Annotated in this window: 29 protein-coding genes and 1 pseudogene; 13 read left to right on the top strand and 17 right to left on the bottom strand. The window is 73.9% G+C overall.

The window, feature by feature from the left end; genetic code table 11:
• From OHA72_RS44790 to OHA72_RS44780, 3 genes are all read right to left on the bottom strand, one after another.
• Window positions 1-834, bottom strand: a complete 834-nt coding sequence (locus OHA72_RS44790) for a universal stress protein (RefSeq protein WP_327002196.1) — start codon at window positions 832-834, stop codon at window positions 1-3.
• Window positions 835-940: 106 nt separating this feature from the next.
• Window positions 941-1360, bottom strand: a complete 420-nt coding sequence (locus tag OHA72_RS44785) for a universal stress protein (RefSeq protein WP_327002195.1) — start codon at window positions 1358-1360, stop codon at window positions 941-943.
• A gap of 205 nt (window positions 1361-1565) precedes the next feature.
• The gene (locus tag OHA72_RS44780; protein WP_327002194.1) at window positions 1566-2543 is read right to left on the bottom strand and encodes an Acg family FMN-binding oxidoreductase; all 978 of its coding nucleotides are present in this window, start codon (window positions 2541-2543) and stop codon (window positions 1566-1568) included.
• Window positions 2544-2692: 149 nt separating this feature from the next.
• Here OHA72_RS44780 and OHA72_RS44775 point away from each other — a divergent pair, with 149 nt between their 5' ends.
• Window positions 2693-3709 (top strand): zinc-dependent alcohol dehydrogenase family protein, encoded by a 1017-nt coding sequence (locus tag OHA72_RS44775; RefSeq protein WP_327002193.1) that lies wholly within the window; start codon window positions 2693-2695, stop codon window positions 3707-3709.
• Window positions 3710-3737: 28 nt separating this feature from the next.
• Here the strand turns inward: OHA72_RS44775 and OHA72_RS44770 are convergent, their stop codons facing one another.
• From OHA72_RS44770 to OHA72_RS44755, 4 genes are all read right to left on the bottom strand, one after another.
• Entirely contained in the window at window positions 3738-4562 is an 825-nt protein-coding gene (locus OHA72_RS44770; protein ID WP_327002192.1) for a universal stress protein, read from the bottom strand.
• Entirely contained in the window at window positions 4546-5481 is a 936-nt protein-coding gene (locus OHA72_RS44765; RefSeq protein WP_327002191.1) for a universal stress protein, read from the bottom strand. Before OHA72_RS44765 ends, OHA72_RS44770 begins: the two co-directional genes overlap by 17 nt.
• Window positions 5482-5589: 108 nt before the next feature.
• On the bottom strand, window positions 5590-5751 hold the full coding sequence (locus OHA72_RS44760) for a hypothetical protein (protein ID WP_327002190.1): 162 nt from the start codon (window positions 5749-5751) through the stop codon (window positions 5590-5592).
• Window positions 5748-5987, bottom strand: a complete 240-nt coding sequence (locus OHA72_RS44755) for a hypothetical protein (RefSeq protein ID WP_327002189.1) — start codon at window positions 5985-5987, stop codon at window positions 5748-5750. Before OHA72_RS44755 ends, OHA72_RS44760 begins: the two co-directional genes overlap by 4 nt.
• Before the next feature lie 229 nt (window positions 5988-6216).
• On the opposite strand from OHA72_RS44755, the gene OHA72_RS44750 reads away from it, so the two are divergent.
• Together OHA72_RS44750 and OHA72_RS44745 are read left to right on the top strand one after the other, a co-directional pair.
• On the top strand, window positions 6217-6447 hold the full coding sequence (locus OHA72_RS44750) for a hypothetical protein (protein WP_327002188.1): 231 nt from the start codon (window positions 6217-6219) through the stop codon (window positions 6445-6447).
• Complete coding sequence (locus OHA72_RS44745; RefSeq protein WP_327002187.1) at window positions 6444-7328, top strand: class I fructose-bisphosphate aldolase; 885 nt, start codon at window positions 6444-6446, stop codon at window positions 7326-7328. Before OHA72_RS44750 ends, OHA72_RS44745 begins: the two co-directional genes overlap by 4 nt.
• A gap of 52 nt (window positions 7329-7380) precedes the next feature.
• Here OHA72_RS44745 and OHA72_RS44740 read toward each other — a convergent pair whose 3' ends face one another.
• The 3 genes and pseudogenes from OHA72_RS44740 to OHA72_RS44730 all read right to left on the bottom strand — a co-directional run bounded on the left by OHA72_RS44740 (window position 7381) and on the right by OHA72_RS44730 (window position 9213).
• On the bottom strand, window positions 7381-7890 hold the full coding sequence (locus tag OHA72_RS44740) for a universal stress protein (protein ID WP_327002186.1): 510 nt from the start codon (window positions 7888-7890) through the stop codon (window positions 7381-7383).
• A gap of 55 nt (window positions 7891-7945) precedes the next feature.
• A pseudogene (locus tag OHA72_RS44735) lies at window positions 7946-8623 on the bottom strand (ABC transporter ATP-binding protein); the annotation flags it as partial.
• A gap of 164 nt (window positions 8624-8787) precedes the next feature.
• Window positions 8788-9213: an Hsp20/alpha crystallin family protein gene (locus OHA72_RS44730; protein WP_327002185.1), complete on the bottom strand. Its 426-nt coding sequence runs from the start codon at window positions 9211-9213 to the stop codon at window positions 8788-8790.
• Between the two features lie 410 nt (window positions 9214-9623).
• Between OHA72_RS44730 and OHA72_RS44725 the strand changes: the two genes are divergently transcribed.
• Window positions 9624-9839, top strand: a complete 216-nt coding sequence (locus OHA72_RS44725) for a DUF1918 domain-containing protein (RefSeq protein ID WP_327002184.1) — start codon at window positions 9624-9626, stop codon at window positions 9837-9839.
• A gap of 4 nt (window positions 9840-9843) precedes the next feature.
• Here OHA72_RS44725 and OHA72_RS44720 read toward each other — a convergent pair whose 3' ends face one another.
• From OHA72_RS44720 to OHA72_RS44710, 3 genes are all read right to left on the bottom strand, one after another.
• Window positions 9844-10101 carry a nitroreductase family protein gene (locus OHA72_RS44720; RefSeq protein WP_327002183.1) on the bottom strand — a complete coding sequence of 86 codons (258 nt, stop codon included), beginning with the start codon at window positions 10099-10101 and terminating at the stop codon, window positions 9844-9846.
• A gap of 231 nt (window positions 10102-10332) precedes the next feature.
• Complete coding sequence (locus OHA72_RS44715; RefSeq protein ID WP_327002182.1) at window positions 10333-10800, bottom strand: hypothetical protein; 468 nt, start codon at window positions 10798-10800, stop codon at window positions 10333-10335.
• A gap of 79 nt (window positions 10801-10879) precedes the next feature.
• Entirely contained in the window at window positions 10880-11467 is a 588-nt protein-coding gene (locus tag OHA72_RS44710; protein ID WP_327002181.1) for a hypothetical protein, read from the bottom strand.
• A gap of 119 nt (window positions 11468-11586) precedes the next feature.
• Between OHA72_RS44710 and OHA72_RS44705 the strand changes: the two genes are divergently transcribed.
• The 9 genes from OHA72_RS44705 to OHA72_RS44665 all read left to right on the top strand — a co-directional run bounded on the left by OHA72_RS44705 (window position 11587) and on the right by OHA72_RS44665 (window position 19787).
• Entirely contained in the window at window positions 11587-11931 is a 345-nt protein-coding gene (locus OHA72_RS44705) for a PadR family transcriptional regulator (RefSeq protein ID WP_327002180.1), read from the top strand.
• Complete coding sequence (locus tag OHA72_RS44700) at window positions 11913-12488, top strand: permease prefix domain 1-containing protein (protein ID WP_327002179.1); 576 nt, start codon at window positions 11913-11915, stop codon at window positions 12486-12488. The genes OHA72_RS44705 and OHA72_RS44700 overlap by 19 nt, the downstream gene beginning before the upstream one ends.
• Window positions 12489-12600: 112 nt before the next feature.
• A complete protein-coding gene (locus OHA72_RS44695; protein WP_327002178.1) occupies window positions 12601-12921 on the top strand; it encodes an HPF/RaiA family ribosome-associated protein in 321 nt (106 codons plus the stop codon).
• A 117-nt stretch (window positions 12922-13038) separates the two neighbouring features.
• Window positions 13039-13791: a sigma 54 modulation/S30EA ribosomal C-terminal domain-containing protein gene (locus OHA72_RS44690; protein ID WP_327002177.1), complete on the top strand. Its 753-nt coding sequence runs from the start codon at window positions 13039-13041 to the stop codon at window positions 13789-13791.
• Window positions 13792-13877: 86 nt separating this feature from the next.
• Window positions 13878-15281, top strand: a complete 1404-nt coding sequence (locus OHA72_RS44685) for a cytochrome ubiquinol oxidase subunit I (RefSeq protein ID WP_327002176.1) — start codon at window positions 13878-13880, stop codon at window positions 15279-15281.
• Between the two features lie 10 nt (window positions 15282-15291).
• A complete protein-coding gene (gene cydB, locus OHA72_RS44680) occupies window positions 15292-16296 on the top strand; it encodes a cytochrome d ubiquinol oxidase subunit II (RefSeq protein WP_327002175.1) in 1005 nt (334 codons plus the stop codon).
• Complete coding sequence (gene cydD / locus OHA72_RS44675) at window positions 16293-17930, top strand: thiol reductant ABC exporter subunit CydD (protein WP_327002174.1); 1638 nt, start codon at window positions 16293-16295, stop codon at window positions 17928-17930. Before cydB ends, cydD begins: the two co-directional genes overlap by 4 nt.
• 175 nt (window positions 17931-18105) lie before the next feature.
• Window positions 18106-19176 carry an ABC transporter transmembrane domain-containing protein gene (locus OHA72_RS44670; RefSeq protein WP_327002173.1) on the top strand — a complete coding sequence of 357 codons (1071 nt, stop codon included), beginning with the start codon at window positions 18106-18108 and terminating at the stop codon, window positions 19174-19176.
• On the top strand, window positions 19167-19787 hold the full coding sequence (locus OHA72_RS44665; RefSeq protein ID WP_327002172.1) for an ATP-binding cassette domain-containing protein: 621 nt from the start codon (window positions 19167-19169) through the stop codon (window positions 19785-19787). Before OHA72_RS44670 ends, OHA72_RS44665 begins: the two co-directional genes overlap by 10 nt.
• A gap of 49 nt (window positions 19788-19836) precedes the next feature.
• Here OHA72_RS44665 and OHA72_RS44660 read toward each other — a convergent pair whose 3' ends face one another.
• From OHA72_RS44660 to OHA72_RS44645, 4 genes are all read right to left on the bottom strand, one after another.
• Window positions 19837-20049 (bottom strand): hypothetical protein, encoded by a 213-nt coding sequence (locus OHA72_RS44660; RefSeq protein ID WP_327002171.1) that lies wholly within the window; start codon window positions 20047-20049, stop codon window positions 19837-19839.
• Window positions 20050-20073: 24 nt separating this feature from the next.
• Window positions 20074-20376: a hypothetical protein gene (locus OHA72_RS44655; RefSeq protein WP_327002170.1), complete on the bottom strand. Its 303-nt coding sequence runs from the start codon at window positions 20374-20376 to the stop codon at window positions 20074-20076.
• Window positions 20377-20450: 74 nt separating this feature from the next.
• Window positions 20451-21299 (bottom strand): universal stress protein, encoded by an 849-nt coding sequence (locus OHA72_RS44650; protein ID WP_327002169.1) that lies wholly within the window; start codon window positions 21297-21299, stop codon window positions 20451-20453.
• Between the two features lie 113 nt (window positions 21300-21412).
• Window positions 21413-22645 (bottom strand): acetyl-CoA hydrolase/transferase family protein, encoded by a 1233-nt coding sequence (locus tag OHA72_RS44645; RefSeq protein ID WP_327002168.1) that lies wholly within the window; start codon window positions 22643-22645, stop codon window positions 21413-21415.
• Between the last annotated feature and the right edge of the window lie 21 nt (window positions 22646-22666).

The raw sequence follows: 22666 nt of genomic DNA, 5'->3' as shown, positions 1-22666 counted from the left end.
TCAGTACCTGGTGACGAGCACGGCGGTGTCGGCGTGTTCGAGCACGTGCTGGCTGACCGCACCGATTCGCAGGCCGGCGAAGCCGCCGTGCCCCCGGGCGCCGAGCACGATCATCAGCGCGTCGCGCGACTCGGCGAGCAGGACCGGCACCGGCGCGCCCTGGACCACCCGCGACCGCAGCTCGACCGCGGGGTCCTTGGCCCGCAACCGTTCGAGGTCGGCGGCGAGGTCGGCCGCGACCCTGTCCGGGTCGACGCGGCGGGCGAGCCGGCTCACCGGCTGCTGCCACGCCCGCACCGCGACCAGCGGCACCCGGCGCGCGGACGCCTCGCGGAACGCCACCTCCAGGGCCTGCTGGCCGCCGGCCGAGCCGTCCGCGCCGACGACGATCGGCTGATGCGACGGCAGCGGGGACTCCGGGCCGGCCCAGCGTTCGGCGTGGTGCACGACCAGGACGGGGCAGTGCGCGTACCCGGCGAGGTGCACCCCGACGGAGCCGACCAGCAGCGCGTGGAAGCCGCCGTGACCGCGGCTGCCGACGACGACCAGCTCCGCGTGCCTGGACTGCTCACGCAGCACCGAGACGGGATGCCCGTACCAGGTCGACGTCGTCACGTGCAGTCCCGGGTACCAGTGCCGGGCCTCGACCGCGGCGTCCAGCACCAGGCCCTGCTCGTCCGTGATCTCCTCGGCGGGCCCGGGGACACCGAGCACGTGCGTGATGCGCAGCGGCCGGCCGAGACGGACCGCGGCGTCGGCGGCCCAGCGCACGGCGCCGAACGCGGCCGGCGATCCGTCCACGCCCACGATCACCGGCCGGTGGATGGTGGTCATGACGACCTCCTTCACGGTGCGACGGCGGCACATCCTCCACAGTCGTCCACGACGGTCCGCGCCGGAAGGGCCGATGGTCCCGTCCGGCCGGGCCGCGGCGCGTGCGCTACTTGACGACCGCGACGGAGCACGCGGCGTGGTGGACGGCGGCCCGGCTCACCGAACCGGGCAGCAGCCCGGCCATCGCGGCGTGACCGCAGCCGACGACGAGCAGCGCCGCGCGCCGTGCCGCATCCAGCAGCGCCGCCGGCGCCTCACCGGCCGGCATGTCGGTGGTGATGTCGAGTCCCGCGGCGACGGAACTGGCCCTGGCGACGGCCGCGCCGAGGGTACCCTCCGCCGCCGCGCGCAGCACCGGCTCGAAGCCTCCGGACGTGGGTACCGCGACCTGCGCGGCGACGAACGGGGACAGGTACGCGTGCACGATGTGCAGCGGCCGGTGCCGCCGGGCGGCGTCGGCGGCGGCCCACTCGACGGCGAGGTCACTGTCGGGCGAGCCGTCGACGCCGACGACGGTGGTGGTCATGACGTGGACCTCCTTGCGGGCGGCAGCCTGTGCCGGGCAGGTCGGGCACGGCGCGGGGCGGCCGGAGGCTCATCGAGGCAGCGGCGCGACGTCGACGCGACCGACGCCGTCGCGTCGTGCCCGCTGACATCTATCGATGGTATGCGCGTAGCCGCTGATCGGCAGGGTCACGGGACCGGAAAGTGCCGGGTCACGCCGCTCCGCCCTATGCCCGCCGCTGCCACGGCCGCGGGACCAGGCACGCGGACGCCGGGCGCCGAGGGGTGGTCGGTGCGGCCGGCCCGTACCCGATGCGCAGGATCATCTGCGGCCACCAGCGGCCCTGCGCGTCGGCGAGCGTCCGCCGCAGGTCCGGCACCTCCAGGGCCTGGGTCATCGGCTGGACCGCCACGCCGCGGACGGTGGCCGTCAGCAGCACCCGCTGCAGGGCCTGGCCGCTGCGCAGCCACGCGGCGCGGTCGTCGCCGAGGCTGCGCAGCATCAGCAGCTGCGGGTCGGCCTCGAACCGCGCGGTCTGCCGCTCGTCCGGCGGCAGCGCCAGCCCGAAGTCCCGCACGGCCACGGCGGACATCGCCGGCCGCGGTCCGAACGCCTCCAACGGCACCCCGTCGTGCCGGAAACCGCCCGGCGCCGTCCAGGCGATGATCTCCCGCCGGTACGCCGGATCGTTGCGCTGCCGCGCGTCGGCGGTCCACGTCAGTCCGAGCACGGCGTTACGCCCCGACGGATCCAGGGCGGTCAGCGCGGAGCCGGCGCCGGCCGCGGCCGCGCACAGCTCCTCGACCGTGCCGGCCGGGACCAGCCCACCCTGGAACGGCCGGCGATTGGTGCGCCTGCGGGGGATCGCCGCCGCCAGCAGCCGCGTGCCCTGCGCGGGCATCCTGCGGGGACCGAGCTCGACCCGGGCGACCTGATCCCCGCCCGCCGGCACCGGCACCAGCAGCGGGGTGTGACCCGCCCCGGCCAGCGCCAGGCGCAGGTTGAACACGGCCGCGCCGAGGCTCAGGTACATCGCCCGCCGGTGCGGGTCGATCACGTCCAGCCCCTTGTCGTGATCCGCCAGCACGTCGAACCCGCCGTCGCGGATCCGGAACCGCCACGGCTGCGTGTTGTGGATGGACGGCGCCGCGACCGCGGCACCCAGCCCGGCCGCGATCGACCGGTCCGTCAGTGGTCCGCTCATAGGGACACCCCGACCTCTCCTCGTGCACGTCCGCTCCTGCCGTATTCATCGTTCTCGCTGCGTGGTGCCGTCGTTAAGGTACAAAGCACGAGATGGCGCAGGACCAACGTCCCGGGTGTGGGGCGCACCGTGGTGGGCAGGAGTCGCGGATGCGAACGATGAACGCGTGGCGCGTGGACCGGCCCGGGCCGATCGGCGGGCGACCGCTGCGGACGACGTCGGCGCCGGTGCCCGAGCCGGGGCCGGGCGAGGTGCTGATCCGGGTCCGCGCGTGCGCCGTGTGCCGCACCGACCTGCACCTGGCCGAGGGCGATCTGCCGCCGCACCGCCCCGGTGCCGTGCCCGGGCACGAGGTGGTGGGTGAGGTCGAGCAGCTCGGCGGCGACACCGGCGACCTGCGGGTGGGTGACCGGGTGGGCGTGGCGTGGCTGCGTCACACCTGCGGCACGTGCCGGTACTGCCGCGCCGGGGCGGAGAACCTCTGCCCGTTCTCGCTCTACACCGGCTGGGACGCCGACGGCGGGTTCGCCGAGCACTGTGTCGCGCCCGCCGCATACGTCTACCGGATGCCGCCGCGGTACGACGATGCCCACGCCGCCCCGCTGCTGTGCGCCGGGATCATCGGCTTCCGGGCGTTGCGCCGGGCGGATTTGCCGCCGGGCGGCCGTCTGGGCCTGTACGGCTTCGGCGCGTCCGCGCACCTGGCGGCGCAGGTCGCGATCGCGCAGGGCGCCACGGTCCACGTCCTGACCCGCTCGTCCCAGGCCCAGCGGCTGGCCCTGGACCTCGGCGCAGCGTCGGCCGGTGACGCGTCGGCCGCGCCGCCGGAGCCGCTGGACGCCGCGATCCTGTTCGCCCCCGTGGGGGACCTGGTGCCCGTCGCCCTGTCCGCGCTCGACCGCGGCGGCACGCTCGCGGTGGCCGGCATCCACCTCACCGACATCCCGCCGCTGCGCTACGCCGACCACCTCTTCCAGGAACGGTCCCTGCGCAGCGTCACCGCCAACACCCGCCAGGACGGTCACGACTTCCTGACGTTCGCGCAGGAGCATCCGCTGCGGGTCACCGTCACCCCGTACCCGCTGTCCGCGGCGGACCGAGCGCTCGCCGACCTCGCCGCGGACCGGGTGGAGGGTGCCGCCGTCCTGATACCGCCGGGTCTCTGAACCGGGGGCGTGCCCGGCGGGCGCCGGCCTACCGCACCACCGCCACCGGGCACGCGGCGTGGTGGAGCATCGCCCGGCTGACCGAGCCCAGCAGCAGCCCGGTGAAGCTCCCGCGCCCGCGGGAGCCGACGACCAGCAGCTCGGCGCCGTGCGACAGTCGGGTGAGCACCCCGGCGGCGCCGCCGCGCACGTTGCACCAGCGCACGTCGACGTCCGGGAACTTGTCGGTCCAGCCGGCGACGGCCTCGGCAAACAGCCGCCGCTCGTCGTCACGCAGGTCGTCCTCGTCGTAGACGAGCGGCAGTATGTCGCCCGGACCGGTGGAGCCGGGCCAGACGTACGTGTGGACCGCGGTCAGGCCGGCACCACGAAACGACGCCTGCTCGAACGCGAACCGCATGGCGCGGTCGGTGTCGTGGGAACCGTCCACGCCGACGAGGACACGCCCCGCCTCGGGTCCGCCGGCGCGTCCGTCCCCGCGCACCACGACGACCGGGCAGGCGCCGTGTGCTGCCAGTTGCCCGCCGACGGACCCGAGCAGCAGGCCACCGAAACCACCCAGCCCGCGACTGCCGACAACGACGGTGTCGGCCCATCGCGACGCGTCGAGCAGTGCGACGGCGGCCGGCTGGACCGGAGCGGAGGTCGTGATCGACAACTCGGCCGAGACAGCGCGGGCACGGGCGACCGCCTCGTCCAGTGCGGGCGCAGGATGGGCGCCGTGCGGCGGGCAGGCGTGGATGATCTGGAGCCGGCGGTGCCGTCGTGCGGCGTCCGCGGCGGCCCACTCCACCGCTTCCATGCTCTGCGCCGAGCCGTCGACACCGACGACGACGTTAACCTGGTGCTCCATGACGGACCTCCTGCGGCGGGTACGCGGGTGCGTGCTCCGGCGGCGTGTGCGGCACCGGCGTCCGGCCGGGATCGTGGGCGATGAGGGCCGGGCAGGCCATGTGCCTGAGTACCCGGCGCAGCACCGACGATTCGGCGGTCCGGCCCGGGTCCTCGGTCCGGACCGGGCCCAGGACCATGAGCAGCGCACACTGCGACGCGACGCTCAACGCGTCGGAGGGGTCGCCCGGCTCGCTGCGCAGCTCCATCTCGACCAGCGGATGTCTGGCCTGCCACGGCCCGGCGGCCTCGTGCAGCGCCGCGCGGATCGCGGCCTCCTCGGCGGCCAGGTCGGCCCCGTGCCGGTGGTGGCCGGGCCGCCAGAGGTCCGGATGCTGCCAGACCTGGATGACGATGAGCCGGCTGCGCCGGCCGGCGGCCTCCTCGAAGCCGAGCCGCAGCGCGCGCCGGGCCGGGTCCGAGCCGTCGAAGCCGACGAGGACGGGCCCGTCGTGGGGCAGCACCGACCACGGATCGGCCCACCGCCTGCCGGCCTCGACGACGAGCACCGGGCAGTGCGCCCGCAGGCAGAGCGCTTCCGCGACGGCGCCCACCGGCTTGCCGTCGACCCCGCCGGTGCCGTGACTGCCGATCACCACCAGCCGGGCCGTCTGCGAATGGCGGCGCAGGACCTCGACGGCGTCACCCGTTTCGGCCACCCCGGTCGCGCACACCCCCGGCAGCCATCGTCGTGCCTCCGCCGCGGCATCGTCGGCAAGCGCACGCGAGGCCTCGCCGGGTGGCGCGGCCTTGTGCAGGACGTGGACCGCGTGGAGTTCCCGGGAGTGCCGGCAGGCCGCGTCCGCGGCCCAGCGCAGCGCGCCGACGCTGTCGGCCGACCCGTCGACGCCGACGACGACGGGACCATATCGGTATCCCATGACCCCTCCCTTCACCGTCTCGACGCTTCCAGCGTCCTGCGCGGGAAGGGGCCACGACGAGCGCCGAAGGGCCCGGTCACCCACCCGACCGGCACCGGCCGGAGCTGTTCAATCCGCCAGCCGGCGGATGACCACGAGGCGGTGGTCGGTGTCCTGCGGCGCGTGGCGGTGGCGCCGGTACGAGGTCAGCGCGTCGGCGTAGCCGGGATCGCCGGGTGCCAGCGCCGTCGCGTGGGCGACGTACGGGCGCCGGCGGACGGTGACGGTCACGGTGCGCCCGGCCCGGTGAAGTTGCGCCACCAGCGTTTCGTGGCGGCGTCCGCGGCCAGGACGAGGATCCGATCGCCGTCCTGCGCGTACTCGACCGGCAGCACGTGCCGCAGACCAGTGACCACGCCCACGTACGACAGCTCGCAGATCCGACGGCTCAGCAGGATATGCAGCGGCGAGGACAGCAGCCGCAGCACCGTCCGGTTGCCGCGCCGGGCCCGGGTGACGGTGGTCATGACAGCCACCCACCGTCGGCGCTGATCACGGCGACCCGCCCGGCGTACCGCCGATTCGTCATGTCGATCCCCTCCGGGGCCAGGCGCGGCCGGCGCCACGCGTTCGTGCCTCCAGCGTCGTGCGCCGGTGCCGAGGTGAGCAGGGCCGAACGTCCCGGCCCGGCGCTCAGCCGACGAACGTCCGGACCGAGGCGATGATGTCGGTCAGGCCCTGCTTCGCGTCTCCGACGTGTTCGTCGTCGGCAACGGCGGTCCGCTGCCGGCGGCTCTGCGGTACACGGCGGACGTGTTCCCCCTCAAGCACCTGTCCCGGGCGATGCTCGATGCCCTGGGACCGGACGGCGGCGGCGTCGCCTGGACCCATCTCGGTGTCCTGGCGGTCTGGACGCTGGCCGGCCTAGTCGTGGCGGCCCGGTCCCGGGCCGCCGGGCACCACGGACACCAGAGGAGCACGACATGACCACCGCACTACGTGACCTGGGGCTGAGCACGGGCAAGAAGGCGCGCCTGCACCGGATCCTGTACCAGCACGGCTCGCGCAACGGCACCGCGCTGTTCCTGCCCTACGACCAGGGGCTGGAACACGGCCCCCGCGACTTCTTCGCCAACCCCTCGGCCGGCTCACCGTCCTACATCCTGCGGCTGGCCGTTGAGGGCGGGTTCAACGGCATCGCCGTGCAGATCGGCCTGGCGGAGAAGTTCTACTGGGAGTACGCCGGGGAGGTCCCGCTCATCCTCAAGCTCAACGGCAAGACCGACATCCCGTCCGACGAGGCGGCGCTGTCGCCGTTGAACGCGCAGGTCGAGGAGGCGGTCCGGCTCGGCGCGGACGCCGTCGGCTACACGCTGTACGTCGGCACCCCCGCGCAGGACCGCGACCTGGAGCAGTACCTGAGCGTCCGGCGCGCCGCCCAGCGTCTCGGGATGCCGCTCATCGTGTGGGCCTACCCCCGGGGTGCGGCGATCGAGGCGAAGGGCGGCAAGGACTCCTTCTACGCCGTCGACTACGCCGCGCGGGTCGCCAGCGAGCTCGGCGCGGACATCGTGAAGGTCAACTTCCCGCATCCGGAGAAGCGCGACGGGGTCAAGAAGCCCTACGAGGGCACCTTCACCAGTCAGGAGGCGATCGACGGCGTGGTCAGGTCCGCCAACCGGACCCTCGTGCTCATCTCCGGCGGCGAGAAGGCCGGCGACGAGGCGATGCTCGACAAGGCCAGGCAGTCGATGCAGGCGGGTGCCACCGGCCTCATCTTCGGCCGGAACATCTGGCAGCGTGAGCACGGCGAGTCGCTGAAGTTCGCCGCCCGGTTGCGTGAGGTCCTCGACGAACACCCACGCTGACCGCGCGCCGCCCGCGCCGGGGCCCATCCGTGGTGCTCCGGCGCGGCGGGTCTCACCCGCCCCCGTCCGGGACGATCTCCACGACCCCGTCGGCGTGCTCGGCGAAGGCCCGGCTCACCGAGCCCAGCCGGAGCGCCGCGGGCAACAGCCGGCCGTGCCGCCCGAGGACCAGCAACAGGGCACCCGCCGCGGCCCGGCGCAGCCCCGCCACCGGGTCACCGCCGTACACCGCGCGCTTCACCGCGATTTCGGGGTGCCGTGCCATCAACGGCTCCACCTGCCCGGCCAGTGCCTCCAGCGGTGCCGGCACTGTGGCGAAGTGCGTCTCGAGGAAGCGGTCGTCGAACCAGAAGTCGCCGCCGGGACGGCGGCCGTCGACCTCGACCACCGCCAGCGGCACGTGGTGCAGTTCCGCGTGGGCGAACCCGGCGCGCAGCGCGGCCGCCGCCGAGGCGGACCCGTCGGCGCCGACGACGACGTGACCGGCGAACGGGCCACGTCCGGCGATCGGGCGCACGACGACCACCGGGCAGGCGGCGCGAGCAGCGAGCCGGGTGGGCACCGCGTGGTGCAACGGGTCGCCGCCGTCATGGCCGCCGACGACGAGAAGGCCGACCCGCCGGTCGGTCGTACAGCTCGTGCGGCGTGCCGACCTGCTGGAGCCGGCCGTGGTCGACGACCGCGATCCGGTCGCCGAGCGTCATCGCCTCGATCTGGTCGTGGGTCACGTAGATGGTGGTGTTCGCGTGCTGGTCGTGCAGGCGGCGCAGTTCGGCCCGCATCGACACCCGCAGCTTCGCGTCGAGGTTGGACAGCGGCTCGTCCATCAGGAAGACCTGGGGGCCGCGCACGATCGCCCGGCCCATGGCGACGCGCTGCCGCTGCCCGCCGGACAGCGCCTTCGGCTTGCGGTCGAGGAACTCGTCCAGCTCCAGCATCCGCGACGTCTCCAGGATGATCCGCTCGCGTTCCTCCCGCGGCACCTTGCGCAACCGCAGCGCGAACCCGAGGTTGCCCGCGACGTTCATGTGGGGGTAGAGGGCGTAGTTCTGGAACACCATCGCGATGTCGCGAAGCTTCGGCGGCAGGCCGGTGACCACCGAGCCGGCGATCGACACCGTTCCGGAGGTCTCCTCCTCCAGCCCGGCGATGATGCGCAGGATCGTCGACTTGCCGCAGCCGGACGGGCCGACCAGGACGAGAAACTCGCCGTCCGCGACGCGGAGCGAGACGTCATCCACCGCCGGGACCGTTCCGAACAGCTTGCTGACATGGTTGAGCCCCACCGCAGCCATCGCCGTCGACCTCCTCCGTCGTGCCGCGAGCGCCGTCCGGACCCGGATGACTCACCTCCACCATCCCGCCGCATCCGGACCGGCCGTCAGGCCGAAAGTCCCGTTGCCGGACACAGATCCGGGGCCCCGGCACGCGGCCGGGGCCCGGATCGGCGTGGCACCGCTCAGCCGGCCTTCCTGACGGGCTTGACGGTCTCGACGGTCACCGGGATGTGCCTGCTGAGCGGGTGGGCCTCGCCGACCGCGACGGTGATCTCGAGGATGCCGTCCTTGTACACCGCGGACAGCGTCTCCTCCTTGGCGCCCAGGGGCAGTGAGATCGTGCGGTGGAACGTGCCGTACCGGAACTCGGAGTGGCCCTTGTCCCGCTGGGACTCGATCCGGGTGACCGCCAGGCGCAGGGCCCCGTCGGCGTAGGTGATGTCGACGTCCTTGACCGGGTCGACACCGGGCAGTTCCGCCCGCACGGTGTAGCGGTCCTCTTCGAGGCCTTCCTCGATCCGGATCGCCGGTTCGGTGAACGGGAACCAGGACGGGCCGTTGAGGTCGAACGGCATGAGTGGAGCAGCGCGCAGTCTGGTGGTCAGCATCGTGAACCTCCTCCTTCTCCTCATCCAGCACAGCACGCCGGCGCGGCCGGACGGCAGGGCGTCGGTCCCGCCGCGTCGCATCGAAGGACCCGACATCGATGCCGGACGCCGCCGGGGGCGCGGGGCCGGATCCGGGACCTCCGGCCCTGCCGGTGGTGGCCGGCGTCGACGCGTCCGAGCAGTTCCCGACCGTCAAGGCCGACGCGGACGTCGAGCGCACCGCAAAGCCTGCCCGGTCGCGGTGGTGCATCCGGACGAACGGCAGCACCAGCGGTGAGAGCTGGCCGCCGGCCCGGAGGATCGGGCCGGACGGCTTGATTCCCGCCACGTCGGCGGCGCACGGTAGAGGGACAGGCAGGACAGCACGCCGGCGGTGGCTGCCGGCGGGTATCAGCGGAGGAGGAACGGCGATGCAAGCGAACGTCGGAGACCAGCTGATCGTCGAGGGTGCCCGGGTCGGCCTCCGCCGGCGGGTCGGTGTCATCACCGGGGTCGGCCACACCGATCACACACCGCCGTACACGGTGCGGTGGCTCGACGACGGGCATGAGGCGCTGGTGTTCCCGGGGCCTGACGCGCACGTGCGGCCCAAGACCGACGACGAGGCGCCCGGTGGTGCCACGTGACGGTTCACGCCGTCGCGACCATCTCGGACCAGTCCCGGCGCGGGCTTCCCGGCGCCGGCATGCCGTAGCCGATCCGCAGGATCATCTGCGGGAACCACGGGTCGGCCGGGTCGGCGACGACCCGTCGCAGCCTCGGGATCTCCAGCACCTGGGTCATCGGCTGGGTCGACAGCCCCCGGACGGTGGCGCTGAGCAGGACCCGTTGCAGTGCCTGGCCGGCACGTACCCGTGCGGCCCGCGCGTCGCTGCGGCTGCTCAGCACGACCAGTTGCGGATGCGGCTCGAACCGGGCGCCCCGGCGACCGGCGCAGGGCCACGGCAGGCCGAAGTCGCGCAGCGGCAGTCTGCCGTCCTCGTCGCGGGGGGCGAAGAGCGCCTCCGGTATGCCGTCCCGGCGGCGGGGGTCGGCGGCCGTCCACGCCGCGAGCTCCGCCGGTACGCCGGGTCGCCGCGCTGCGCCGCGTCGGCCGTCGTCATGAGTGCCAGCAGCGCCTCACGCCGCGCCCGGTCCAGCACGGTCAGCTCGGCGCCCTCCGCGGCCGCGGCCGCCCGCAGCTCCTCGACGATCCGTGCCGGGACCACGGCGCGCGTACGGGCCGCGGTTCGTGTGCCGCCGGAACAGGGCGGTGCCGAGGGCACGCAGGCCGGGCCCGGGCCTGCCGGGGCGGCCGGGCTCGACCCTGGCCACGGTCAGGCCGTCGGCGGGGAAGGGCCGCAGCACCGGCAGCCGGCCGTCCAGCGCCATGGCCAGGCGCAGGTTGAACACGGCGGCGCCGACGCTGAGCAGCATCGAACGGTGGTCGCGGTCGATGACCCGCAGGCGGCGGGCCGGGTCGACGCGCACGTCGATGCTGCCGTCGTGGACGCCGAAGCGCCACGGCTGCGTGTTGTGGATCGATGGTGCGGCGACCGCCGCCCCGAGCCACCCACCGGTCGTCTCGTCGTCCACTCGCACAGTCATCGTCGGTCATCTCCAACCTGCCGGGTCCACCCACATCCAGCGTCGTCGCTGCGGACCTGGCGGGCACGGGGCGTCCGCCTCAGGCCGTCGTGCCGTTGGTCCCGTGCGGCCCGGCCGCGGGTGACGACGACGCACCCTCGCGGCCGGGCCGCACGGGACCAACGGCACCGTTGCGGACCAGCGCCCACCAGGTGACGGGTATCCCCACGGCGGCCGGAAGCAGCCAGTACAGCAGGTGTGGCAGCTGATCCCACAGCGGCAGTCGCGGGCCGTTGTCGACGTAGAAGCCGGTGAGCAGGCCGATGTAGGAGCCGGCCATGGCCGACCCGTGCCAGGCCGTCCATCGGCGGGGCCGGCGGCGGCGCGCCCACCAGCCCAGCATCGCCAGCCCGAGCGTCACGCCGGCGATCGCGAACAGGTGCCGGTCGTGACGCCACCGCAGCGCGGCCATCACCGTGGCGGTCGCGAACACCACGCCGGTGGCGCTCAGGTAGACGGCGCCGGTCTTCGGATGACGGCCGGCCCGCTTGGGCGCCGTGGTCGCCAGCACTCCCGCGACCACGGCCGTCACGCCGGCGGTCACGTGCACCGCAAGCGCGGCCAGGAACAGCGTGCCGGCGTCAGGAACCTCGATGCCGGCGATGCCGAGCGCGAGCACGCCGCTCATGTGCGGGGCACTTCGATGCCGGCCGGGATGCGTCGAGGCATGTCCGCCTCCGGATCGCTACGTAGGTATCCTACCTATCGACCGAGAGTAGCATAACTACCTATGCGGGAGGGATGCTGATGAAGTCCGATGCGCAGGCGCTCAAGGGCCACCTCGACGTGCTGCTGCTGGCCGCCCTCGAGGACGGCCCACGGCACGGGTACGCGGTCAAGGAGGCGCTCCGCGAGGGCAGCGCGGGACGCTTCGACCTGCCCACCGGCACCGTCTATCCGGCGCTGCACCGGCTGGAGAGCATCGGCCTGATCAGCGGATCCTGGTCGGTGACCGGCGGGCGACGCCGCCGCGCCTACCGGCTCACCGAGGCCGGTCAGCGCAGGCTGGCCGGCGACCGCGCCAACTGGCGCGAGTTCGCGGCCACGGTCACCACCCTGCTGGAGGGGCCACCGTGGCCGGCCACCGGCTGATCGACGCATCGATCACCGAGCTGGCTCGGCGACTGCCCGCCGACGCCGTGGACGAGCTTGCCGACGGCCTGACCGAGACCTACCAGCATCACCTGTCCATCGGCCTCGATCCTGATGCCGCGGCCGAGGCGGCCATCGCCGAGTTCGGCGACCCGGAGCAGGTCGTCGCCGCGTTCGTGCGCCACGCTCCCGGCCGTCGCGCGGCCCGGGTGCTGCTGTGCTCGGGACCGGTCGTGGGCGGCTGCTGGTGCGCGGCGATCGTCACCGGCCACGCCTGGACCTGGCCGGTGCCCGCGCCGGTCCCGTTCGTGTTCGGCCTGACCCTGCTGGCGGTCGTCGTCGCCCTGGTGCTCGCCGCTACCGCCAGCCGCAGCTACCGTCGCACCCGGGCCGCGGCCGCGGGCGGCCTCGGCATGATCGTCATCGACGCCGCCGTGCTGGCCGCCGTCGCGCTGGCCGCACCCGCGTTCGCATGGCCGCTGACCCTCGCCGCCGCAGCCAGCCTCGCCCGCGTCGCGCTGACGATCCGGCTGCTGCCACCGCTGTTCACCGGCTGACCGGGACTTCGGTCCCGGCGCGGACGACGAACGGCCCTGGAACCTCTCCTCGCAGCGGGATCGAATGATCACAGGCGGCCGGATCTCCGCCCGTGGACGAGGAGAGGACGAGATGATGTCCCGCACGCACGACGAGGTCGAAGTCCAGGTCCAGCTGCAGGCCGGGATGGAGCCGCAGCTGCACCGGTACGCCCAGGAGAAGGTCACGGCGGTGCTGGGGCGCACGGGACGCCCGGTGCTGTACGCCCGGGTGCGGCTCGACCGCATCGCGAACCCCGCCGCGACCAGGCCCGTCACCGCGCGGGCCGAGATCGACGTCAACGGCCGGGTCCTGCACGCCGAGGCGTCCGGCGACACGCCGTACGAGGCCGTCGACCTCCTGCAGGACCGGCTCCAGGCACGCCTCGGACACGAACGCGGCGACCACCGCTGACGGCCCACCCGGCCCTGTCCCGGCCCGGCCGGTCCCGCCCGGGTCGGGACCTTCGGCACTGTCAGGCATGACGACGGTTGCCGACACTGTCCCGGTCCCGACCCAGGAGGTGAACCGGTGCCTGAGCTCGACCTGTTGCCGAACATGCCCGCCGGCGAGGTGGAGGTGCGCAGCCGCGGTGCGATCGGCGGCGACGAACGCGAGTGCGCCCGGACGATGGTCGCGGCCGTGGTCACACGGCACCACCTGGCGGGCGGCGCCCGCGTACGCCTGACGGGCGGCCACCACCCGGGCGGTCCGGTCGTGGTGCAGGTGAACCTCCGCGTGAGCGGCGCGCCGGCCCGGATCCAGATCGCCGGACCCGATCCGGCCGCCGCCGTCTCGGCCGGTGCGGTGCGACTGGACCGCCAGGTCAAGCGGCTGCTGACGGGCTGGGAGCCGTGGCCGTGGCCCGACCCGGAGCGGCGGGCACTGGCCATCCCCGGCAGCGACCGGATCACCCGCCGCAAGACGGTGCCGCTGCGCCCGCGCCGGGCCTGCCAGGCGGCGTCGATGCTCGCCGCCATGGACTACGACGTGTGCCTGTTCACCGACGCGGACACCGGCGAGGACGCCGTGATCTACCGCGCCGGACCGACCGGACTGCGCGTCGCCCGGCAGCGCGGCATGCGACCGGCCCCGGCCTCGGGGACACCCGCCCCGACGGTCAACTCCCGCCGCACCCCGGTCCTCACCCCGGCGGCAGCCGCCACCCACCTCGCCGAGGGCTGGCTGCCGTTCCTGTTCTTCACCGATGAGGGCACCGGCCGCGGCGGGATCGTCTACCGCCGCTACGACGGCGGCGTCGGGCTGCTCGGCCCGGCCGGCTGACCCGCCGCGAACCCAGGCCCGACGGTCCCGTCCGGACGTGCCGTTCGGCCCTGATGCGGCACCACCCCGATCATGAGGATCCAGTCATGGACGCGCTCGATCTCGCCCGGTGGCAGTTCGCGATTGTCACCGTGTACCACTTCATCTTCGTGCCGATCACGATCGGCCTGTCGGCGCTCGTCGCCGGGCTGCAGACCGCCTGGGTGCGGACCGGTCGTCCGGAGTACCTGCGGGCGACGAAATTCTGGGGCAAACTCTTTCTGATCAACTTCGCGATGGGGGTCGTGACCGGCATCGTGCAGGAGTTCCAGTTCGGCATGAACTGGAGCGCCTACTCACGCTTCGTCGGCGACATCTTCGGCGCGCCGCTGGCCATCGAGGGGCTGCTCGCGTTCTTCCTCGAGTCGACGTTCCTCGGACTGTGGATCTTCGGCTGGGACCGGCTGCCGAAACGCGTCCACCTGGCGACGATCTGGCTCGCCTCGATCGGCACGATGCTGTCGGCGTACTTCATCCTCGCCGCGAACTCGTGGATGCAGCACCCCGTCGGCTACACCATCAACGCCGAGCGCGGCCGGGCCGAACTCAACGACATCGGCGCCGTACTGACGAACTCCACGACGCTCGTCACGTTCCCGCACACCATCACCGCGTGCTTTCTCACCGCGGGCGCGCTCATGCTGGCCGTCAGCGCCTGGCACCTGCGCCGCCGCAACCAGATCGAGGTGTTCCGGCCCGCGCTGCGGCTCGGCGCCTGGGTCGTCCTCGTCGCCGGCGTCGGCGTGCTCATCACCGGCGACCTGCAGGCCCGCGTGATGACCGAGCAGCAGCCGATGAAGATGGCCGCCGCGGAGGCGCTGTACGAGACCTCCGAACCCGCGTCGTTCTCCATCTTCACCATCGGCTCGCTCGACGGCCGCGAAGAGCTCGCCAGCGTCCGCATCCCCTCGCTGCTGTCGTTCATGGCGACCGGCAGCCCGGGCGGCTCCGTGGAAGGCATCAACGACCTGCAGCGGCAGTACACCGAGCAGTACGGCGCCGGCGACTACGTGCCGTACGTGCCGATCACCTACTGGTCGTTCCGCCTGATGATCGGGTTCGGTGCCCTCGCGATGGCCATCGCCGCGATCGCGCTCTGGCGTACCCGCAAGGGCCGGCTGCCCGGCGGGCGCTGGCTGTGGATCTCAGCCGTCGCCACCGTCGCCATGCCGTTGCTGGCCAACTCGTTCGGCTGGATCTTCACCGAGGTCGGCCGGCAGCCGTGGACGGTCTTCGGGGTCTTCAAGACCTCGCAGAGCGTCTCCCCGACGGTGGGCGCCGGCACCGTCGCCACCTCGCTCATCGTCCTCACACTGCTGTACGGCGCGCTCGCCGTCGTCGAACTCATGCTGATGCTGCGCTACGCCCGAGCCGGGGCACCGGAAATCGTCGTACCCAGTGACACAGCAGACGAAGATGACGAAGACCGCCCGCTGGCGTTCGCGTACTGAGGGAATGACCATGGAACTCACCACCGTCTGGTTCGCGCTCATCGCCGTGCTCTGGGCCGGCTACTTCCTCCTGGAGGGCTTCGACTTCGGCGTCGGCATGCTGCTGCCGGTGCTCGCCCGCGACGACCGGGAGCGCCGCCTGCTCATCAACACCATCGGCCCCGTCTGGGACGGCAATGAGGTCTGGCTGCTCGTCGCCGGCGGCGCCACCTTCGCGGCGTTCCCCGAGTGGTATGCGACGCTGTTCTCCGGCTTCTACCTGCCGCTGCTGATCATCCTCGTGGCGCTGATCCTGCGCGGCCTCGCGTTCGAATACCGCGGCAAGGGTGACAGTCCACAGTGGAAACGCCGCTGGGACCTGTGCATCATCGCCGGCAGCCTCGTGCCTGCGCTGCTGTGGGGCGTCGCGTTCGGCAACATCGTCCGCGGTGTGCCGATCAACGCCCAGCACGAATACGTCGGCACGTTCTTCACCCTGCTCAACCCGTACGCGCTGCTCGGCGGGCTGACCACACTGTCGCTGTTCGCGTTGCACGGCGCGGTGTTCCTGGCGCTGAAGACCGACGGCGAGATGCGGCAACGGGCCGGGCGGCTCGCGTTCCGGCTCAGCCTGCCCGCCGTGCTCATCGCCGCGGCGTTCCTGGTGTGGACGCAGCTGACCCACGACGACGCGTGGGGCTGGGCGCTGTCCGCGGCCGCCGCCGTCGCGCTGATCGGTGCCGTGTTCGCCGCGAAGGCCCGCCGTGAGGGATGGGCGTTCCTGGCCACCGGGGCGACCCTCGTCCTCGCCGTCGCCGCGCTGTTCGTCACGCTCTTCCCCGACGTCATGCCGACCACCCTCACCGGCGGCGACAGCCTCACCGTGACCAACGCGGCCTCCACGCCGTACACGTTGAAGGTCATGACCTGGGTCGCGGTGTGCTTCACCCCGATCGTGCTGGGCTACCAGTCCTGGACCTACTGGGTGTTCCGGCGGCGGCTGCGGGTCGAGCACATCCCGGCGAGCCACCCGTGAAGCCCCTCGACCCGCGACTGCTGCGGTATGCCCGGGCGACCCGCACCTACCTGGCGCTGTCCGTCGTCCTCGGCGTCGCGCTCGCCGCCCTCGTCGTCGCCCAGGCGACCCTGCTCGCAGACGGCATCACCGCCGTCTACCTGCACGGCGCCGACGTGCACCGCATCGCGCCGACGCTGGCGTGGCTGGCCGCCGTCGTCGCGCTGCGGGCGGCGGTCGCCTGGGCGCAGGAGGTGGCCGCGGCCCGGTCGTCGGCCGCGGTGAAGCAGCAGTTGCGGTCCCGGCTCCTCACCCACGTCGCGGCGCTGGGACCGGGCGCGGCGGGTGACAGCGGCGCGATCGCGACACTGGCCACCCGGGGGCTCGACGCGCTGGACGCCTACTTCGCGCGGTACCTGCCGCAGCTGGTCCTCGCGGCGCTGGTGCCGGTGATCGTGCTGGCCCGCATCGCGCCGGCGGACCTCGTCGCCGCCGGCACGATCGCCATCACCCTGCCGCTCATCCCCGTCTTCATGGCACTCGTCGGCCTGCACACCGAGACGGCGAACCGGCGCCAGTTCCGGCTCCTCGCCCGGCTGTCACACCACTTCCTCGACGTCGTCGCGGGCCTGCCGACGCTGCGGGTCTTCGGCCGCGCCAAGCGGCAGGCCGGGATCATCGCCCGGATCAGCGCCGAGCAGCGCACCACCACGATGCGGACCCTGCGCGTCGCGTTCCTGTCCTCGCTGGTGCTGGAGCTGCTCGCGACGCTGTCGGTGGCGCTCGTCGCGGTCGGCATCGGGCTGCGCCTCGTCGACGGCAGCCTCGGCCTGGCCACCGCGCTGCTCGTGCTGATCCTCGCCCCGGAGGCGTATCTGCCGCTGCGCCAGGTCGGCGCCAACTACCACGCCAGCGCCGAAGGGCTCGCCGCCGCCACCGAGGTCTTCGACCTCCTCGAGACGCCGCCGCGCCCCCGTGGCACGGCGCCGGCGCCGGCCGGCACGGTGCGGTTCAACGACGTCGCCGTGCTGCACGACGGGCGGTCCGAGGCGTCGCTGCCACCGTTCAGCGCGTCGATCGCGCCGGGGGAGCTGGTCGCCCTGACCGGCCCCAGCGGCTGTGGCAAGTCCACGGCCCTGGCCGTGCTGCTCGGCTTCGCCGCGCCGACCGGCGGCAGCGTCACCGTCGGCGGCCAGGACCTCTCGGCCGTCGACCCCTCCGCCTGGCGGCGGCGGGTCGCGTGGCTGCCGCAGCGGCCCTGGCTCAGCCCAGGCACCATCGCCGACAACATCCGCCTCGGCGCGCCCGGCGCCACCGACGACGCGCTGCGCCGCGCCGCCGAGCAGGCCGGCGCCCTCGGCTTCATCGACGCGCTGCCCGACGGGCTGTCGACCAGACTCGGCGACGACGGCGCCGGACTGTCCGCCGGGCAGCGGCAGCGGATCGCGCTGGCCCGCGTGTTCCTCCGCGACGCGCCCCTGGTCCTGCTCGACGAGCCGACCGCCAACCTCGACGCCGAGACCGAGACCGGCATCCTCGCGGCGATCCGGGCACACTCGGCCGGCCGCACCGTCGTCATGGCCGCCCACCGGCCCGCCCTCGTCGCCCTCGCCGACCGCGCGATCCCCGTCGGCACCGCGACGGTGCCGGCGTGAGCGGGCGGGGGCGCCGCGGATGCGGTGCTCGGCGGCAGCGCGGTGTCGGCTCATCCCGGCGCCGTGACGGTGGCGGGGATGGCGGCGTGCGTCGGTCGGAGTGCAACGGAGGGTCCGTGGATCAGGAGCGCGGGTTTGACCCGGCCCGGCGCCGGCGCGCGGCGGAGGTGATGGCGTGAGCGCGGTCCGGGCCGTGCTGCGGCTGTGCCGGCCGGCCGCGGGGCAGCTCACCCTGGCCGTCGTCGCCGGTGTCGGCGCGGCCGGTGCCGGGGTCGGGCTGATGGCGACGTCGGCGTGGCTCATCTCCCGTGCCGCCCAGCATCCGCCGGTGCTGCACCTCATGGTGGCCATCGTCGCCGTGCGGGCGTTCGGCATCGGACGTGGCGTGCTGCGCTATGTCGAGCGGCTCACCGGGCACGACGCGGCCTTCCGGGTGCTGGGTGCGTTGCGGGTCCGCACGTACCGGCGGCTGGAGCGGCTCGCCCCAGCAGGCCTCGCCGCGTTCCGCCGCGGTGACCTCGTCGCCCGGCTGGTCGACGACGTCGAGTCGGTGCTCGACGTGATCGTGCGGGTGATGCTGCCCGTCGTGGTCGCCGCGGTCACCGGTGCCGCCACGGTCGCGCTGGTCGGCACGCTGCTGCCGGTCGCCGGCGCGGCGCTCGCGGCTGGGCTGCTCATCGTCGCCGTCGGGGTGCCCGCGCTGCAGGCCGCCGCCGTCCGGCGGGCGGACGCCCGGCTCGCCCCGCTGCGCGGCGCGCTCGCCGCCGGCACCGTCGAGCTGGCGCAGGGGCTGCCGGACCTGATCGCATACGGGGCCGTCGACGACGCGCTTGCCGCACTGGAGCGCACCGACCGGCAGCTGCTCGCGGCGGCCCGCCGCTCCAGCGGCGCCGCCGGGGTCTCGGCCGCGGTCACCGCGCTGTGCACGGGCCTGAGCGTCCTCGCCGGGCTCGCCGCCGGTGCCGTCGCGGTCCGGGCCGGCACGCTGCCCGGCGAGCTGCTCGCCGTGATCGTGCTGACGCCGCTCGCCGTCTTCGAGACCGTCGGCGTGATCCCCGGCGCCGCGCAGCGCCTCGCCGGGGCCCGCGCGCACTCGGCCGGCTCGCCGAGATCGCTCGCGCCGCCGACCCGGCACCGGACCCCGCCACGCCGGTGCCGCTGCCGGACGGACCGGCGACGGTCCGCCTGGAGGCCGTGTCGGCCGGATGGGTGCCCGGGCAGACGGTGCTGCACGACGTGTCACTGACGTTGCGTCCCGGGCGGCGGGTCGCGCTCGTCGGCCCGAGCGGCGCCGGCAAGACCACGGTCGCCGCGCTGCTGGTGCGGTGGCTCGACCCGGCGGCCGGGCGGGTGACGCTCAACGGCGTGGACGTGCGGGACCTGCGCGGCGACGAGCTGCGCACCGTCGTCGGCTACCTGGGCGACGACGCGTACCTGTTCGACAGCACCCTCGAGGCGAACCTGCGCATCGGCCGGCCGGACGCGACCACCGGGCAGCTCGAACAGGCCCTGGCCGCCGCGCGGCTGCTGGACTGGGTGCGCACCCTGCCGGCCGGGCTCGCGACGCCGGTCGGTGAGCACGGCGTCGCCCTGTCCGGCGGCCAGCGGCGGCGGCTCGCCCTGGCCCGTGCGCTGCTGGCCGACTTCCCCGTCCTCGTCCTGGACGAGCCGACCGAGCACCTCGACGACGTCACCGCCGCCGAACTGATCCGGGACCTGCTCGCGGCGGCCGGGGACCGGGCGGTCCTGCTCATCACCCACCGCACCGACGTGCTCGGCGACGTCGACGAGGTGGTCACCCTCACGCCGGGCTCCCGTGAGGCGGCGCCGATCGGCGCCTACGCGGGAGCCGGGTGAGCGGTGGAGGCGGGACCACGAGGTCGCGCCGCCGTGCGGTGGCGGCTGTTCACGGCTGGAGCTGATCGAGCGCCCTGCGGACCACGGTCGCCGCGTCGCTCTGGTCCAGCCGGTCCAGGGCCGTCTCCAGGTCACGGACCGTCTGTTCCAGGACCTGCACCCGTGACTCCAGCAGGCGCAGGCGCAGCAGCACGTCGGCGGGCGGCGGGGTCCGGTTCGCCGCCGGCTCCTCCGGGGTGATCGGGCCGGTTGTGGATGCCATCGCCGTGCCCCTCTCCGCGGCTCGTCACATCTTGGACTTCGGAATCTCGACCGGGTGCTCGATCTCGTCCTGTGCCGCCATGGCGGCCAGGGCCGCCCGGTACGAGGCCCGGTCCAGAGCACCGGTCATCAGCCGGCGCGCCGCGTCGCTCTCGGCGCGGCCGCGCCGGCGTTCGTCGGCGGTGGCGATCCACCTGGCGATCCGCGGGCGGTACCGCGAGCCCGAACGCTCGCCGCCGCGGATGGCCAGGACGTGCATGGCGATCAGCGCGACGTAGACGGTCGCGATGATCGTGGCCACGAGCATGACTGCCAGCACCGGACTCACTCTTCCCATCGTCCGCCCAACCGCCTACATCTGTCACAGTAGGCACCCGGGCAATGGCCGACGAGGGCAGAAAGTCACAACTTCGGGTGGGCGATCAGGACCGGGCACTCGGCGTGGTGCAGGAGCTGCTGCCCGACGGAGCCCAGCAGCAGACCCGTGAAGCCGCCGTGCCCGCGGCTGCCGACCACGACGAGCTGCGCGGTGTGGGAGACGCCGACGAGGACCTTCGCCACCCGGCCGACCGCCAGGCGCGCCTCGAGCCTGACGGCCGGGTACTTGTCCTGCCAGCCGGCCAGGGAGGCCTCGAGCATCTCGCGTTCGACCGCCTCGACGCCGCTGAGCGGCAGCACGGACGGTGCCGGCGGGACGTAGGCCCTGATCGCGACGACGTGGGTGCCGCGCGCCGCGGCGGCGTCGAACGCGAGGCCGAGCGCGGCGTCGGTGGCCGGTGAACCGTCCACCCCGACCACGACCGGGCCGGCCGCCGCGGCGTGGCCGCGCACGACGGCGACGGGGACGCGGGCGTGGGTGGCGACCTGCTGGCTGACCGACCCCATGAGCAGGTTGGTGATCCCGCCGTTGCCACGGTTGCCGACGACGAGCAGCCGCGACCCGCTGCCGCCGAGGTCGAGCAGGGTTGCCGCCGGGGCCGCGTGCACGACCGTCGCGACGGCGTCGACGCCGGTACCCCGTCCGCGGACACCGGCGACGGCGTCGGCCGCCAGCTGCTCGGCCCGGCCCCGCGCCGCCTGCTCCTCCTGGGCGGTCGGGCGGTAGTAGCTGCCCGCCGGCCAGCTGGTCTGGTAGGCGTGGACGATCTGCAGCGGTGCGCCGGTCCGTTCGGCCTCGTCGGCGGCCCAGTCCACCGCCCGGCGCGATTCGTCGGATCCGTCGTATCCGACGACGATCCTCGTCCTGTCCATGGTCTCCTCCTCAGGTCCTGAGTGTCCGGCTTCAGCGTGTGCCGCGGTTCCCCGACGAGATAGAGGACTCTGGATCGTGTGCGTGGGTCGATGGTCCCGCCGGTGTCCCGTGGTCAGGTCAGCGGCATGCCGAAGGTCCGGCCGGCGGCGCGCAGACCGTCGCGGGCGGCCGGGTGCGCGGCGTGGTCGACGATCTCCTGGGCCTGTTCGACCGAGTCCTGGCCCCAGATCGAGGCGGTGCCCTGCTCGGTGACGATGTAGCTGTGCTGGAACGACGTCACTGGGCCGGACACCAGCGGCACGACCGAGGACACGTCGGCCTTCGGGTGCCAGGACCGCAGCGCGATGACGGCGTGCCCGCCGGGGGAGTGCATGGCGCCGACGATGAAGTCGGTCTGCCCGCCGAAGCCGGAGTGCGTCCGGTTGCCGACGCGGGTGGCGTTCGCCTGGGCGAAGAGGTCCACCTGCAGGGCGCTGTTCACGCTCATCAGGTTGGGGTGCGCGGCGATCGTGCCGGGGTCGTTGGTCTTCTCGGTGCGCAGCATCCGGACCCGCGGGTTGCGGTCGACCCAGTCGTACAGCTCAGCGGAGCCGAAGCAGAACGAGGCGGTGACGGGCGTGTCCCGGTCCAGGCAGCCCGCCTTCTCCAGGGCGAGGGCGCCGTCGCTGAACATCTCCGACCAGATGCGCAGGTCCCGCCGGTCCAGCAGCGCGTCGAGGGTCGCGTCCGGGATCGCACCGATGCCGAGCTGCAGCGTCGCCCGCTGCGGTACCAGGGCGGCGACCCGCTCGCCGATCGACGCGGAGACCGCGTCCGGCGGGGCGACCGCATGGGTTGCGAGCGGCTCGTCGACCTCGAGGAGGTAGTCCACCGCTTCGAGCGGCACCATGGCGTCGCCGTGCGTGGCCGGCATCGCGGCGTTGGCCTGCGCGACGACGATGCCGCCGCGGGCGCGGGCCGCCTCGATGGCCGCGGGCAGGATGTTGACCTCGACGCCGAGGCTGACGGCGCCGTCGATCGGCCGTGACGTGTGCAGGAGCACCACGTCCGGGGCGAGGCGCTGCCGGAACAGGTGGGGCACGAGCGACAGCCGGCACGGGAAGTAGTGCAGCCGCGGGTGGGCCCGCATGCCGGGCCCGACGAACGCGGACTCGTAGACGACGCCGTCACGGTCGGGCAGGCCCGGCTGGGCGTTGAGCATGAACAGCCGGAACTCCGCGACGGCGGCGTCGGCGGCGGCGAGCAGCCGCCCCGGGGCGGCGTAGTTGCCGCTCGCCACGATCCGCGGACTGCCCGGCAGCGCGCCGAGGATCCGCCCGAGCTCCGACTCCGTCACCGTTCGCATGCCGCGCTCCTCAACCAGGGA

The organism is Dactylosporangium sp. NBC_01737, assembly GCF_035963215.1.
Taxonomy (GTDB): domain Bacteria; phylum Actinomycetota; class Actinomycetes; order Mycobacteriales; family Micromonosporaceae; genus Dactylosporangium.
The sequence above is the reverse complement of the archived record's forward strand: the minus strand, read 5'-3'. Positions and strand labels throughout refer to the sequence as shown.

Coding starts and splice junctions, on each gene's coding strand:
- OHA72_RS44790 (WP_327002196.1), bottom strand. CDS start 834: ATGACCACCATCCACCGGCCGGTGATCGTGGGCGTGGACGGATCGCCG.
- OHA72_RS44785 (WP_327002195.1), bottom strand. CDS start 1,360: ATGACCACCACCGTCGTCGGCGTCGACGGCTCGCCCGACAGTGACCTC.
- OHA72_RS44780 (WP_327002194.1), bottom strand. CDS start 2,543: ATGAGCGGACCACTGACGGACCGGTCGATCGCGGCCGGGCTGGGTGCC.
- OHA72_RS44775 (WP_327002193.1), top strand. CDS start 2,693: ATGCGAACGATGAACGCGTGGCGCGTGGACCGGCCCGGGCCGATCGGC.
- OHA72_RS44770 (WP_327002192.1), bottom strand. CDS start 4,562: ATGGAGCACCAGGTTAACGTCGTCGTCGGTGTCGACGGCTCGGCGCAG.
- OHA72_RS44765 (WP_327002191.1), bottom strand. CDS start 5,481: ATGGGATACCGATATGGTCCCGTCGTCGTCGGCGTCGACGGGTCGGCC.
- OHA72_RS44755 (WP_327002189.1), bottom strand. CDS start 5,987: ATGACCACCGTCACCCGGGCCCGGCGCGGCAACCGGACGGTGCTGCGG.
- OHA72_RS44745 (WP_327002187.1), top strand. CDS start 6,444: ATGACCACCGCACTACGTGACCTGGGGCTGAGCACGGGCAAGAAGGCG.
- OHA72_RS44730 (WP_327002185.1), bottom strand. CDS start 9,213: ATGCTGACCACCAGACTGCGCGCTGCTCCACTCATGCCGTTCGACCTC.
- OHA72_RS44725 (WP_327002184.1), top strand. CDS start 9,624: ATGCAAGCGAACGTCGGAGACCAGCTGATCGTCGAGGGTGCCCGGGTC.
- OHA72_RS44715 (WP_327002182.1), bottom strand. CDS start 10,800: ATGACTGTGCGAGTGGACGACGAGACGACCGGTGGGTGGCTCGGGGCG.
- OHA72_RS44710 (WP_327002181.1), bottom strand. CDS start 11,467: ATGAGCGGCGTGCTCGCGCTCGGCATCGCCGGCATCGAGGTTCCTGAC.
- OHA72_RS44705 (WP_327002180.1), top strand. CDS start 11,587: ATGAAGTCCGATGCGCAGGCGCTCAAGGGCCACCTCGACGTGCTGCTG.
- OHA72_RS44695 (WP_327002178.1), top strand. CDS start 12,601: ATGATGTCCCGCACGCACGACGAGGTCGAAGTCCAGGTCCAGCTGCAG.
- OHA72_RS44685 (WP_327002176.1), top strand. CDS start 13,878: ATGGACGCGCTCGATCTCGCCCGGTGGCAGTTCGCGATTGTCACCGTG.
- cydB (WP_327002175.1), top strand. CDS start 15,292: ATGGAACTCACCACCGTCTGGTTCGCGCTCATCGCCGTGCTCTGGGCC.
- OHA72_RS44660 (WP_327002171.1), bottom strand. CDS start 20,049: ATGGCATCCACAACCGGCCCGATCACCCCGGAGGAGCCGGCGGCGAAC.
- OHA72_RS44650 (WP_327002169.1), bottom strand. CDS start 21,299: ATGGACAGGACGAGGATCGTCGTCGGATACGACGGATCCGACGAATCG.
- OHA72_RS44645 (WP_327002168.1), bottom strand. CDS start 22,645: ATGCGAACGGTGACGGAGTCGGAGCTCGGGCGGATCCTCGGCGCGCTG.